General features: G+C 64.5%; 12 protein-coding genes. 10 read left to right on the plus strand and 2 right to left on the minus strand.

Going from position 1 to position 12,806, the window contains the following annotated elements; genetic code table 11:
• Positions 1 to 97: 97 nt before the first annotated feature.
• A complete protein-coding gene (locus tag J2Y48_RS05005) occupies positions 98 to 739 on the plus strand; it encodes a LysE family translocator (protein WP_310413649.1) in 642 nt (213 codons plus the stop codon).
• Positions 740 to 762: 23 nt separating this feature from the next.
• Here J2Y48_RS05005 and J2Y48_RS05010 read toward each other — a convergent pair whose 3' ends face one another.
• Both J2Y48_RS05010 and J2Y48_RS05015 read right to left on the minus strand, forming a co-directional pair.
• Positions 763 to 2,169: a sensor histidine kinase N-terminal domain-containing protein gene (locus J2Y48_RS05010; protein WP_310413652.1), complete on the minus strand. Its 1,407-nt coding sequence runs from the start codon at positions 2,167 to 2,169 to the stop codon at positions 763 to 765.
• Entirely contained in the window at positions 2,166 to 2,840 is a 675-nt protein-coding gene (locus J2Y48_RS05015) for a response regulator transcription factor (RefSeq protein WP_310413654.1), read from the minus strand. Before J2Y48_RS05015 ends, J2Y48_RS05010 begins: the two co-directional genes overlap by 4 nt.
• 77 nt (positions 2,841 to 2,917) lie before the next feature.
• On the opposite strand from J2Y48_RS05015, the gene J2Y48_RS05020 reads away from it, so the two are divergent.
• From J2Y48_RS05020 to arcC, 9 genes are all read left to right on the plus strand, one after another.
• The gene (locus J2Y48_RS05020; protein WP_310413658.1) at positions 2,918 to 3,985 is read left to right on the plus strand and encodes an ABC transporter substrate-binding protein; all 1,068 of its coding nucleotides are present in this window, start codon (positions 2,918 to 2,920) and stop codon (positions 3,983 to 3,985) included.
• Positions 3,986 to 4,211: 226 nt separating this feature from the next.
• A complete protein-coding gene (locus tag J2Y48_RS05025; RefSeq protein ID WP_310413660.1) occupies positions 4,212 to 5,156 on the plus strand; it encodes a tripartite tricarboxylate transporter substrate binding protein in 945 nt (314 codons plus the stop codon).
• Positions 5,153 to 5,644 (plus strand): tripartite tricarboxylate transporter TctB family protein, encoded by a 492-nt coding sequence (locus J2Y48_RS05030; RefSeq protein ID WP_310413663.1) that lies wholly within the window; start codon positions 5,153 to 5,155, stop codon positions 5,642 to 5,644. The genes J2Y48_RS05025 and J2Y48_RS05030 overlap by 4 nt, the downstream gene beginning before the upstream one ends.
• 109 nt (positions 5,645 to 5,753) lie before the next feature.
• Positions 5,754 to 7,271, plus strand: coding sequence for a tripartite tricarboxylate transporter permease (locus J2Y48_RS05035; protein ID WP_310413666.1), 1,518 nt, complete (start codon positions 5,754 to 5,756; stop codon positions 7,269 to 7,271).
• A 154-nt stretch (positions 7,272 to 7,425) separates the two neighbouring features.
• Complete coding sequence (locus J2Y48_RS05040) at positions 7,426 to 7,587, plus strand: hypothetical protein (RefSeq protein WP_310413669.1); 162 nt, start codon at positions 7,426 to 7,428, stop codon at positions 7,585 to 7,587.
• 475 nt (positions 7,588 to 8,062) lie between these two features.
• Entirely contained in the window at positions 8,063 to 9,532 is a 1,470-nt protein-coding gene (gene arcD / locus J2Y48_RS05045; RefSeq protein WP_310413672.1) for an arginine-ornithine antiporter, read from the plus strand.
• Between the two features lie 51 nt (positions 9,533 to 9,583).
• Complete coding sequence (arcA, locus tag J2Y48_RS05050; RefSeq protein WP_310413675.1) at positions 9,584 to 10,810, plus strand: arginine deiminase; 1,227 nt, start codon at positions 9,584 to 9,586, stop codon at positions 10,808 to 10,810.
• 44 nt (positions 10,811 to 10,854) lie between these two features.
• Positions 10,855 to 11,859 (plus strand): ornithine carbamoyltransferase, encoded by a 1,005-nt coding sequence (locus J2Y48_RS05055; protein WP_310413677.1) that lies wholly within the window; start codon positions 10,855 to 10,857, stop codon positions 11,857 to 11,859.
• Positions 11,860 to 11,861: 2 nt separating this feature from the next.
• The gene (gene arcC / locus J2Y48_RS05060) at positions 11,862 to 12,797 is read left to right on the plus strand and encodes a carbamate kinase (protein ID WP_310413680.1); all 936 of its coding nucleotides are present in this window, start codon (positions 11,862 to 11,864) and stop codon (positions 12,795 to 12,797) included.
• Positions 12,798 to 12,806 lie beyond the last annotated feature (9 nt).

Genomic DNA, 12,806 nt, shown 5'->3' on the forward strand with positions numbered 1-12,806 from the left:
TGGGGATGAACCAGCGGAAAAGGCGGCGCAAACACCCAATGGCTTGACGCGGATGTCGGCACAAGATCGAATGGCGCCACATTCTACGGAGTTTTTCATGACCGGATCCATGCTTGCCGGGGCGTTTCTCGCCGCCATGTTCTACGTCATCATCCCCGGCCCAGCTTTTCTGGCCCTGCTTGGCATCGGAGCGGGGCAAGGAAGGAAGGCCGGCGCGATGTTTCTGGGCGGCCATCTGGCCGGCGACCTTGTCTGGTCGACGCTGGCGCTCGTTGCGATCGTCGGCGCCAACACGATCGGCACCCTGGTCTTCGACGTCCTCGGCCTCTTGTGCGGTTTCTACCTAGCCTGGATCGGCTGGACCGCGCTTCGGGCCAAGCCGCGCGGTGCGGACAAGCCGGTCCTCACGGTGGAGCGTCCGCTGCGGCGCGGATTGATCTTCGGCCTGACCAACCCTAAGGGATATCCGGTCGCGCTCGCCACCTTCACCGCATTGCTCGCAAGTTCGGCGAGCGCACTGAGCTTTTCAACCTTGCCGATGCTGCTGGCCGTGTCCCTCTTCGGCTTTCTGCTCGCCGACCTCTTCCTGATTGCGATCATCGGTGCTTCGATCGTGCGACGGTTCTATCGCAAGCACGAGCTGGCGATCGTGCGCATGTCGGGACTGCTTTTCATGGGGTTCGCGGTCCAGGCCGTCTGGCATGCCGCCCCGGGTCTCGCCAGCTGGCGCCGGGCCTGAGCCCGCGGTCGTATCTGCCGATATCAGCCCGCTCCGGCATCCGTCGTGACGGCGGGAAACGTGACGACGGCGCTCAGCCCTCTGCCGCCGGCACCTTGTTCAAGAGCGAGTGTGGCGCCGAACAGGGCCGCGATGTCCTCGACGATCGGAAGTCCCAACCCCATTCCCGGGGCCTCGCTGCCTCCCCCGCGGGCGAAGCGCTGCAGGACCTCGGCTTTCCGTTCGGCGGGGATACCGGGACCGTTGTCGTCGACCCGCAACCGGATCGTCTGGCCCTTCGGCTGGATCGCCACCGTGACCTCCGCGCCCGGCCCGGCATAGGCGATGGCGTTGTCGATCAGGTTGCGCAGCATCTCGCCAAACAGCAGTGGTTCGGCCCGCACGATCGCCGGGCCGTTGCCGTCGAAGCCCAGATCGATGTCCGCCTGGGCGGCCATGGGCACGTATTCGGCCGTGGCTGACCGGGCGATTGCCGCGATGTCGATCTCGGCGAGGGGGTGCGGTTCTGCCGAGGCCGCCGCGTCGATTTTGGCCATCAGCAGCAGTTGCGCCAGGATGCGCTCGGCATGGGCGACGGCGCTATCACCCTTCTGCGCCGCCTCCTGCGCCGCCGCAAGCGTCGGCGCCCGACTGGCCAGCGCAAGCTGTGTGCGGATGATGGCGAGCGGCGTGCGCAACTGGTGGCTGGCATTGCCGGAGAAATGACGCAGCGAATTCAGCGCCGATTGCAGCCGCACCATGAAGGAGTTGACGGTGTCGACAAGGCCCTGCACCTCGTTTGGCACCTCTTGATCGATGGGGTGGAGGTCGCTGGGGTTGCGTTCGGCGATCGCGTCGCTCAGGCGGTAGAGGGGGCGCAGCGCCAATGTCACGGCAATCCAGACGATGACGGCGGCACCCACGATCATCAGCCCGAGGCGCAGGGCTGACCGCAGCAGGATCGCCTGCGCCAGTTGACGTCGGGCGATAGTGGTTTCGGCCACCGTCACGACGAAGGGAACGGAGTTGACGCCGGTCGAGGCGGAGCGCTGCAGCACCGCGACCCGGATCGGCTCGCCGCGGAAGCTGGCATCCGCATAGGCGGTCGGCTGACCGCCGGTGTCGGAGATGCTCGGCAGCGCCTGATAGCCGGTGATGAAATTGCCCGGCGGTCCCTCGACCCGGTAGAAGACCCGGTCCTGCGCCGCCGACGTCAGCATTTCCAGCGCCACGTAGGGGATGTCGACCTCGAGCGCGCCGTTTTCGTTCACCACCACCCGCTCAGCGATCGCGAGCGCCGAGCCGGCGAGCACGCGGTCGGAGACGGTGTTTGCCGTCTTGACCGCCTCGCGGTAGGTGTCGATCAGGGCAAGGACCCCGAACACGGCAGTGGCGACCAGAAGCCAGCCCAGCAGTTGGCGGCGCAGCGAGGATGCGGGATGGCCGGTCAAACCGGAGCCGCCTTGTCGAGGTAGTAGCCGATGCCGCGGGCGGTGCGCACCGTCAGCCCGTGCGGCGCGATGCGTTTCCTCAGCCGGCTAACATACTGCTCGATCGCATTGGCGCTGAGGTCATCGTCGAAGGCGGCGAGCGACTGGATGATCGCCTCCTTGGAGACCACCTTGCCGGCGCGGAGAAAAAGAACCTCGAGCAGGCCAAGTTCCCGCGCGGGGATATCCAGCGGCGCGCCGCCGGCCGAAAACGTGCGCGAGTTGAGGTCGAGGTCGACACCGCCGAAGCTGAGCGCCGAGGACCGTAAGCCAGCCTGCCGGCGCAGCAACATGCGGACGCGGGCCTCGAATTCGGAGATGTCGAAGGGTTTGCTCATGTAGTCGTCGGCGCCAAGATCGAGGCCCTTGACCTTGTCCTCCGCCGAGCCACGCGCCGTCAGGATCAGGACGGCCGCCCGGTTCTGCCGCGCGCGCATGACGCGCAACACCTCCAGCCCGTCCATTTCCGGCAAGGTCAGGTCGAGGATCACCAGGTCGAAGGACTCGGCCGATATCGCGGCGTCGGCCGAGGCGCCATCGCTCACCACGTCGACCGCATGGCCGGTCCCGCGCAGGATGGCGGACAAACCATCCGCAAGCGCCTGATTGTCTTCGACGAGCAGTATTCGCATCTCGTTCTCCTTACGCTCCACACTAGCGATCGCCCGCCGGCTTGTGAACGGTGTCGCGGTGAGGCAAGTTCGCCAACATGCGCATTTTAATCGCCTTTACGCTCCTGTTCTGCTCCTGCAGCTCTGCGATTGCCGCGGAAACCTTCTACCCGGCGTCGGACGGGCAGGGAAACGCATCTGTGCTCGTCGTTTATTCTTCACTGGATGAGCCGCTTGCCCGGCCGATGATCAAGGGCTTTCAGCAGGCCAATCCCGACGTCGCGGTGCGCTATGAGGAAATGCTGACCGGCGAGGTCTATGACCGGGTGGTGAAGGAAACCGATGCCGGACAGAAGACAGCCGACTTTGCGTTTTCGTCGGCGATGGACCTGCAGGTCAAGCTTTCCAACGACGGCTATGCCCAACGCAGCGACCTGCCGATGAGTGACCGCTGGCCGCGATGGGCCAACTGGCGCAATACGGCCTATGCGCTGACCTTCGAGCCGGCCGTCTTCGTCTATCACAAGCCCAGTTTCAAAAACGAGAAGCCGCCCGCCTCGCGCGCCGAATTCGTCGACTATCTCCAGCGTCACGGCAACGAGATCTACGGGCGGATCGGCACCTACGACATCGAGCGCTCGGGCGTCGGCTTTCTCTTCATGGCGCGTGACCAGGAGCAGTTCGGCGACATCTGGTCCGTCATCGGCGCGATGGGAGCCGCCGGCGTCAAGCTCTACTCCACCAGTTCGGCGATCCTGGAACGGATCGCGGACGGTCGCTTTGTCATTGGCTACAACATTCTCGGGTCCTATGCGGCGGATTGGGCGGCAAAACATCCGGACGTCGGCATAGTCCTGCCGAAGGATTACACCGTGGTGATGTCGCGCATCGGGCTGGTGCCGCAGGCGGCCGCTTCTCCGGACCTCGGCCGACGCTATCTGGAGTTCTTCATGTCGAAGGAGGGGCAGACCATCATGGCGCAAAAGCTGCAGATCGCCGCCGTCTCGCCCGAGGTCGCCGGGGAAAACACCGCGACCACAATGCGCGAACTGCTCGGAGCGCAACTGAAGCCGGTCCCGGTCAGCCCGGGTCTGATGGTCTACCTCGACCAGGTCAAGCGTGCGCGGCTGATCGCGCGCTGGAACGAAGTCCTGCGGGCCCAATAAGCTCCGTTCGGACATATTGCGGCAAGACTGTGCTACGGTGTCAGTTAGATGACAGGTTTCTATGATGCCTTTGAGGGCGTCATCGTCCGTGGAGGCGGATGATCGAGACCCCTGGGGAGGAGTTCGGGCGCAACAGGTGGCCGGACGGGCAGCCGTTGGCCAAGCTTCTCCCTCAATCATCGAACGATGCGCGACCGAAGACGTCGCGCTTGACGGAGGATTCGCCTTGAAACAGTTTTTCCTTGCTTCCATCCTCGCCGGCGCCATGGCGCTGCCGGCACTCGCAGCCGACTACAAGGTCATCGCACCCGCCAATCCCGGCGGCGGCTGGGACCAGACCGCCCGCACGATCCAGACGGTCATGCAGGCCGAAGGCATTTCCAACAACGTCCAGGTCGTCAACGTTCCGGGCGCCGGCGGCACGATCGGTCTCGCCCAGTTCGCCAGCCAGGACAAGGGCAACCCGGGTTCGCTGATCGTCGGCGGCTACGTCATGGTCGGGGCGATCCTCACCAACAAGTCGCCGGTCACGCTGAAGGACGTTACGCCGATCGCCCGCCTGACCGGCGAGTATGAGGCAATCGTCGTTCCGGCCTCCTCGCCGTTCCAGACCTTCGGCGACCTCGTCGAGGCGCTGAAGAAGGATCCGGGCGCGGTCTCCTGGGCTGGCGGCTCGGCTGGCGGCACGGACCATATCGCCGTCGGCCTGATCGCCAAGGCGGCCGGCGTCGATCCGAAGAAGATCAACTACATCGCCTATTCGGGTGGCGGCGAGGCGCTGGCGGCGATCCTCGGCGCACAGGTCAGCGCCGGCATTTCCGGCTACGGCGAATTTGAATCCCAGGTCCAGGCCGGCACGTTGCGCCTGCTCGCCGTTTCCAGCGACGAGCGCATCGAGGGCATCGACGCTCCGACCATCAAGGAAAGCGGCCTCGACGTCGTCGTGCAGAACTGGCGCATGATCGCCGCGGCTCCCGGCCTGAGCGACGAGCAGAAGGCTGCGGTCAACGCCGACATCGAGAAGCTGGTCAAGTCGGCCGCCTGGCAGGAACAGCTGAAGACCAAGGGCTGGCAGGATACCTATCTCTCTGGCGCGGCCTTCGATGAGCAGCTCGCCAAGGACGTCTCGGCCACCGAAGGCATCCTCAAGGAAATCGGACTGGTCGAATGACCGACGGGACCAAACCCGCAAAGGCAACGCGTCGCCCCGATGGGGCGGCGCTGGTCATCGCCATCGTGCTGGCGGCCATCGCCGGCGTGATCTTCTGGGACGTCTCTCGGCTCTCCGGTGCGGCCGGCTATTCGCAGGTCGGGCCGACGACGGTGCCCTATGCCATCGCCTACTGCCTGATCGGTCTCGCCATCTGGACCGCGATTGAGGCCTTCCGCAACGAGTTCCCGGCGCGCGCGCCCCAGCAATTCGGGCCGGTCGTCTGGATCGTCGGCGGACTGGCCGCGCAGATGCTGCTGCTCAAGGTCGCCGGCTTCTCGATCGCCACCGGACTGCTGTTTGCCTTGACCGCCGCCGGCTTCGGCAGGCGCAAGCTCTGGCTGACGATCCCGATTGGAATCGTCCTCAGCTTCGCCATCTGGGTGATTTTCGCCAAGCTGCTGCAGCTCTCGCTACCCACGGGGCCGCTCGAGCACCTGTTCTTCTAGAGCATTGCAGCGCGAGTCGCTGAGATGCTCTAACCTTTAATTTCTACGCAATTCCTGACGCAAAACCGCTGCGCATTTTGCTGGAATTGCTCAAGGGGGTCGGCAGACCATGAACACATTCGAATTTCTGATGCAGGGCCTGCTGGTTGCCGCCCAGCCGATGAACCTGCTTTACGCGCTGATCGGCGTGACCCTCGGCACCGCCGTCGGCGTGCTGCCGGGGATCGGCCCGGCGCTGACCGTGGCGCTGCTTTTGCCCGTCACCTACAAGCTCGATCCGGCCGGCTCGCTGATCATGTTCGCCGGCATCTACTACGGCGGCATGTATGGCGGCTCGACGACCTCGATCCTGCTCAACACGCCGGGCGAAAGCGCCTCGATCGTCACCGCGCTGGAGGGCAACAAGATGGCGCGCGCCGGCCGCGGCGGCCCCGCGCTCGCCACTGCGGCGATCGGCTCGTTCGTCGCCGGCCTGATCGCCACGCTGGCGCTCGCCTTCGTCGCGCCGTTCATCGTCAAGGTCGCACTGGTCTTCGGCCCGCGCGAATATTTCGCGCTGATGGTGCTCGCTTTCGTCACCGTGTCCTCGGCTTTCGGCGATTCCACGCTGCGCGGGCTCACCTCGCTGTTCGTCGGCCTGACGCTTGCGATCATCGGCATCGACCAGCTGAGCGGCCAGGCGCGCCTGTCCTTCGGCGTTCCGGATCTGCTCGACGGGATCGAGGTGACGACGCTCGCGGTGGCGATGTTCGCCATCGGCGAGTCGCTCTACATCGCAGCACAAGGCGACAAGGGACCGGACAAGGTCGAGGCCGTGAAGGGCTCGGTCTGGATGAACGCCGCCGACTGGGCGCGCTCGTGGAAGCCGTGGCTGCGCGGCACCGCCATCGGCTTTCCGATCGGCGCGATGCCGGCGGGCGGTGCCGAGATCGGCACCTTTCTGTCCTACGCGGCCGAGAAACGCATGACCAAGCACCCGGAGGAGTTCGGCAACGGCGCCATCGAGGGCGTCGCCGGACCGGAGGCGGCCAACAACGCATCCGCGGCCGGAACGCTGGTGCCGCTCCTGACGCTGGGGCTTCCGACGACGGCGACGGCGGCGATCATGCTCGCCGGCTTCCAGCAGTACGGCCTGCAACCAGGCCCGCTGCTGTTTGCCACCAACCCGCAACTCGTCTGGGGCCTGATCGCCAGCCTCTTGATCGCCAACCTCATGCTGCTGGTGCTGAACCTGCCGCTGATCGGGCTCTGGGTGAAGCTGCTGACGATCCCGAGGCCGTGGCTTTATGCGGGCATCCTGCTGTTTGCGACGCTCGGCACGATCGGCGCCAATCCTTCGGTGTTCGAACTCGGCATGCTGCTCGCCTTCGGCCTGCTCGGCTACGTCATGCGCATCTTCGGCTATCCGATCGCACCGGTCGTGGTCGGCCTGATCCTCGGGCCACTCGCCGAGCAGCAGCTGCGCCGGGCGCTGTCGATCAGCCAGGGCGACCTTACGACGCTCGTCGCTTCGCCGGTGGCGGTGGTGCTGCTGTTGGTCGCAGCCGCCGCCCTGATCATACCGCTGGTCCTGCGGGCTCGCGGCCGTGGTGAGGTTCTGTCGCAACTGGCGGCAAGCGAGGACTGAGAAGAACTAAAAACAAGTTTGGCGAGTATAGCACGCCGCGGTGGAAATCGTGGCGTGCTTGGCTTGCATGGCAGACCTGTGATTCCGCTCCTTGTCTGCGGCGCCCATCGGTTACATCTTTGTTCCTGTAAAAGAGAGCAAAGAGAGCAAGACGATGAGCCTGTTTCGAGACACCATTCGCCAGGGTTTCCTTGGTCGTGCCTTTGCGGTGCTGGGCGCTGCGGGTGCAGCCGCCGCCGCCGTCGAAGGCAACCGCCGGCCGAAGGACCGTGACCTGAGAACCCTCGGCATCGATCCGATGTCTTTCCCGAGGTAACACGGCGCAAGAGCGTAAACCTGCATCTCCAAGGGATGCACGGTGCGGTGACAGCAGTATTCAGCAGATGGCCCGTCGAACTGTTTCGGCGGGCTTTGTTTTTATTGGCGGCCGTCGCTTTTTGAGCGGCCGTCTGGGCTGGCGATGGATTTCGGCTGCGAGGGAGAGGCGGCCCGTGACTTCTCGCCAATCGCCAGATCCCTTGTTGTAGAGCCCCATGCCGCACCGCCGGCGGAAGTCTTCAAAGACGTCGCTGATCGGCGCTTCGCCACGCAGACGACGGTGAACAGGGTGACGCCCAAGAAAGAAGTGCCGGGGGGTCCACACCGAGCAAGTCGACCGTATCCCGCCCGCTTAGTGGGTATGCTCCGGTAACATACGTCCAGCGCGGCAAAAAAGGACGTAAAAGAGTGGGCTGAAATCGTCGTAGTCCAGTCGACCCTCCAATATCTCGCTTTGCAAGATCGGAGACGTTATGGCCGTTACGCATGATCAGGTAATCGCAACCGAACAGCCGTCCGGCAAGCTGACGCTGCTGCCGCTGACGGCCCTTGTCGTTGGCTCGATGATCGGGGGCGGCGTCTTCAACCTGCCGTCCGACATGTCGCGGGCGGCGTCGCCCGGCGCCATACTCATCGGCTGGCTCATCACCGGCTTCGGCATGCTGATGCTGGCGCTCGTCTACCAATCGCTGGCAATCCGCAAGCCCGACCTCAACGCCGGGCCCTACGCCTACGCCAAGGCCGGCTTCGGGCCGTTCATCGGCTTCAACAGCGCCTGGGGCTATTGGCTCAGCGCCTTCCTCGGCAATGTCGCCTATGCCGTGGCGATCTTCTCGGCCCTGTCGTTTTTCTTCCCGGTTTTCGGGGGCGGCAACAACCTCATATCCATCGTCGGTGCGTCCCTCTGCCTCTGGCTGATCCATGCGCTCGTGCTGAACGGCATCAAGCAGGCCGCGTTCGTGAACATCGTCACCACGATCGCCAAGCTGGTGCCGTTGATGCTGTTCATCCTGATTGCGATCGTCGCCTTCAACTGGGACAGGTTCACCTTCGACTGGGGACGCGGCGCGGGGCCGGAAGGACCCGGGCTCGGCAGCATTCTCGACCAGGTCAAGAGCACCATGCTGGTGACGCTGTGGGTGTTCATCGGCATCGAGGGGGCAAGCGTCTACTCGGCGCGCGCGGCGCGCCGCTCGGATGTCGGCCGAGCCACCGTCATCGGCTTCCTCGGTGCACTCGGCATCTACGTCCTCGTGTCGCTGCTGTCGACCGGCATTCTAAGCCAGCCGGAACTCGCAGGCCTGAAAGTGCCCTCGATGGCGGGTGTCCTCGAGCCGCTCGTCGGACGATGGGGCGCGTCGCTCGTCAATCTCGGCCTGATGATTTCCGTAGGCGGTGCCTTCCTGTCCTGGACGCTGCTTTGCGCCGAGATCCCCTATACCTGCGGACGCGACGGCACGTTCCCGAAGTGGTTTGCCGCGGAGAACGCAAACGGATCGCCGGTGAACGCGCTGTGGGCGACCAACATCCTGATCCAGGTGTTCCTGATCCTCAGCTTCTTCTCCAAGAGCGCCTATCAGTTCTTCTACTTCATCGCCTCCGTTGCGATCCTCCCGCCCTACGTATTTTCCGGCGCCTACGCTTTGAAGCTCGCACTGAGCGGTGAAACCTACCAGCCCGACGACAGGGCGCGCCGGCGCGACATGCTCGTCGGGCTCATCGCCACGCTCTACGGCCTGTGGCTCGTCTATGCCGCCGGTCTCAGCTACCTGCTCATGTGCGCAGTGCTCTTTGCACCGGGCATTCTCGTCTACGCCCGTGCGCGCAGGGAGCATGGCGAGCCGGCGTTCGTCGGCATGGAAGCTCTTATCGCGATTGGGATTGGTATCTTGGCCTTGCTCGCCATCTACTTGATGTGGACCGGAGCGATCAGCCCCCTGTAGCCGCAATCCTTTCGCTCGTGTCTGAACCATTCCTGCGGTGGAGGAGCCAAGATGCGCAATTTCGGTGTCCATTCGGAGGTCGGCAAGCTCAGGACGGTGATGGTCTGCCGGCCGTCGCTGGCCCACCAGCGGCTGACCCCCGCCAACTGCCACGACCTGCTTTTCGACGATGTGATCTGGGTCCATGAAGCCCAGAAGGATCACTACGACTTCGTGCTCAAGATGCAGGAGCGCGGCGTCGAGGTCCTCGAGCTTCATGACCTGCTGGGCGAGGCACTGGCCGACAAGGAAGCGCGCGATTTCGTCCTGGATCGCCGGATCGTGCCCAACGTGCTCGGCACCCAGGTCGCCGAAGCGATGCGCCCCTGGCTGGACGAAATGCCCTCCAAGCAGCTCGCCGCATTTCTGATCGGCGGCATCGCCGTCTCGGACCTGCCCGACATCCGGGGCAAGGACCTCATGCTCGAGGCGCTGGGCGCGCCCGAGTTCGTGATCCCGCCGATCCCGAACACGCTGTTCCAGCGCGATCCCTCATGCTGGATCTACGGCGGGGTGACCTGCAATCCGATGTATTGGCCGGCGCGTCGGGCGGAAACCCTTGTGCAACGGGCGGTGTACAAGTTCCATCCGTCCTTCAAGGGCGGCGACTTCCAGATCTGGTGGGGCGACTCCGACGAACCCTTCGCCAATGCGACGATGGAGGGCGGCGACGTCATGCCGGTCGGCAACGGCGTCGTTCTCATCGGCATGGGCGAGCGCACGACCTACCAGGCCGTCGGGCAGGTTGCCCAGGCGCTCTTCAAGGCGAAGGCCGCGACGCGCGTCATCGGCTGCCTGATGCCCAAGAGCCGTGCGGCGATGCACCTCGACACCGTGTTCAGCTTCTGCGACCGCGATCTCGTCACGCTGTTTGCCGACGTGGTCGACCAGATCCGCTGCTACAGCGTCTACCCGAAGGGCGACGACGGCACGTTCGAGGTCCGTCCGGAGACAAAGCCGATGCTGGAGGTCGTCGCCGAAGCAATGGGGCTGAAGAAGTTGCGGACGGTCGCGACCGGCGGCAACACCTACGAGGCCGAGCGCGAGCAATGGGACGATGGCAACAACGTCGTCGCCATCGAGCCCGGCGTGGTGGTCGCCTATGACCGCAACACCCACACCAACACGTTGCTGCGCAAGGCCGGGGTCGAGGTGATCACCATCCGCGGCTCCGAACTGGGGCGCGGCCGCGGCGGCGGGCACTGCATGACCTGCCCGATCTGGCGCGATCCGGCCTGACGATTTTTGCCGATACGACCTTTCATCAGTCTTGGAGCAGCATCATGAGCCTCAATCTTCGCAACCGTTCGCTTCTCACGGTACAGGACTATACGCCGCGCGAGTTCCGCTTTCTCCTCGACCTCGCCCGTGACCTGAAGCGCGCCAAGTACGCCCGCACGGAGCAGAAGCACCTCGAAGGCAAGGAAATCTGCCTGATTTTCGAGAAGACCTCGACGCGCACCCGCTGCGCGTTCGAAGTCGCCTGCTCCGACCAGGGCGCGAACGTGACCTATCTCGATCCCGCGGGCTCGCAGATCGGCCACAAGGAATCCTTCAAGGACACCGCCCGCGTGCTCGGACGCATGTATGACGCGATCGAATACCGTGGGTCGGCGCAAAAAGGCGTCGAGACGCTGGCCCAGTATGCCGGCGTGCCGGTCTACAACGGCCTCACCGACGAGTATCACCCCACCCAGATGCTGGCGGATGTGATGACGATGCGCGAGTACAGCGACAAGCCGATCGCCGACATCAAGTATGCCTATGTCGGCGACACGCGGTCCAACATGGGCCATTCGCTGCTGATCGTCGGCTGCCTGATGGGCATGGATGTGCGCATCTGCGGCCCGAAATCGCTCTGGCCGGCGGACGAATATCGCAAGATCGCCGAAGACCTCGCGGAGAAATCGGGGGCGCGGCTGATGATCACCGACGACCCGAAGGCGGCCGTCGAGGGCGTGGATTTCATCCACACCGACGTCTGGGTTTCCATGGGCGAGCCGAAGGAGGTGTGGAAAGAGCGGATCAAGCTGCTGACCCCCTACCAGGTCAACAAGGAACTGATGAAGGCGAGCGGCAACCGCCAGGTCAAGTTCATGCACTGCCTGCCGGCCTTCCACGATACGGAGACCGTCCTCGGCAAGCAGATCGCCCAGGACTACGGCATGTCCAACGGGCTCGAGGTCACCAACGACGTGTTCGAGTCCGAGGCGAACGTCGCCTTCGAACAGGCGGAAAACCGCTTGCACACCATCAAGGCGATTCTCGTGGCAACGCTGGGAGATTGATCATGCGCATCGTGATTGCACTGGGTGGCAACGCGCTGCTCAAGCGCGGCGAGCCGATGACGGCAGAGGTGCAGCGGCGAAACATCCGCATAGCGGCCGAAGCCATTGCCCCCATCACCCGGGAGCACGAGGTGGTGATCACCCACGGCAACGGGCCGCAGGTTGGCCTGCTTGCCCTGCAGGGCGCCTCCTACAAGCCGGACGAGGCCTATCCGCTCGACGTGCTGGGCGCCGAGACCGAAGGGATGATCGGCTACATGCTGGAGCAGGAAATGGGTAACCTGCTGCCGTTCGAGGTCCCGTTCGCCACCCTGCTGACGATGGTCGAGGTCGACGGCAATGATCCCGGCTTCAAGAACCCGACGAAATTCGTCGGGCCGGTCTACGAGAAGCCGGACGCGGACCGGCTCGCGGGCGAGAAGAACTGGGTCTTCAAGCAGGACGGCGACAAATGGCGTCGGGTGGTCCCCTCGCCGATGCCGAAGCGAATCTTCGAGATCCGCCCGGTGAAATGGTTGCTGGAAAAGGGAACCATCGTGATCTGCGCCGGCGGCGGCGGCATACCCACCATGTATGAGCCGGGCAAGGAACGCACCCTGAAAGGCGTCGAGGCGGTGATCGACAAGGACTTCTGCTCGGAGCTGCTGGCGCGCGAGCTTGAGGCCGACCTGTTCATCATGGCCACGGATGCGCAGGCCGTCTGCATCGACTGGGGCACGCCCAACCAGAAGGCGATCCACCGCGCCAGTCCGGCGGCGCTTTCCCAGTACACCTTCCCGGCCGGCTCGATGGGGCCGAAAGTCGACGCGGCCTGCCACTTTGCCAGGGAGACGGGCAAGGCAGCGGCGATCGGCGCGCTGGCCGACATTGCCGCCATCGTGGGTGGGGAAAAAGGAACGATCGTCGACGCAAGCTACTCAGACCTGACGTGGCATTGAGGGTCCGAA

It is taken from the genome of Mycoplana sp. BE70 (genome assembly GCF_031455855.1).
Classification (GTDB): domain Bacteria; phylum Pseudomonadota; class Alphaproteobacteria; order Rhizobiales; family Rhizobiaceae; genus Mycoplana.

Bases quoted from the DNA above. Each gene is read 5' to 3' on its own strand.
- arcD (WP_310413672.1), top strand. From the start codon at position 8,063: ATGGCCGTTACGCATGATCAGGTAATCGCAACCGAACAGCCGTCCGGC.
- J2Y48_RS05030 (WP_310413663.1), top strand. From the start codon at position 5,153: ATGACCGACGGGACCAAACCCGCAAAGGCAACGCGTCGCCCCGATGGG.
- J2Y48_RS05040 (WP_310413669.1), top strand. From the start codon at position 7,426: ATGAGCCTGTTTCGAGACACCATTCGCCAGGGTTTCCTTGGTCGTGCC.
- arcC (WP_310413680.1), top strand. From the start codon at position 11,862: ATGCGCATCGTGATTGCACTGGGTGGCAACGCGCTGCTCAAGCGCGGC.
- J2Y48_RS05035 (WP_310413666.1), top strand. From the start codon at position 5,754: ATGAACACATTCGAATTTCTGATGCAGGGCCTGCTGGTTGCCGCCCAG.
- J2Y48_RS05055 (WP_310413677.1), top strand. From the start codon at position 10,855: ATGAGCCTCAATCTTCGCAACCGTTCGCTTCTCACGGTACAGGACTAT.
- J2Y48_RS05005 (WP_310413649.1), top strand. From the start codon at position 98: ATGACCGGATCCATGCTTGCCGGGGCGTTTCTCGCCGCCATGTTCTAC.
- arcA (WP_310413675.1), top strand. From the start codon at position 9,584: ATGCGCAATTTCGGTGTCCATTCGGAGGTCGGCAAGCTCAGGACGGTG.
- J2Y48_RS05015 (WP_310413654.1), bottom strand. From the start codon at position 2,840: ATGCGAATACTGCTCGTCGAAGACAATCAGGCGCTTGCGGATGGTTTG.
- J2Y48_RS05020 (WP_310413658.1), top strand. From the start codon at position 2,918: ATGCGCATTTTAATCGCCTTTACGCTCCTGTTCTGCTCCTGCAGCTCT.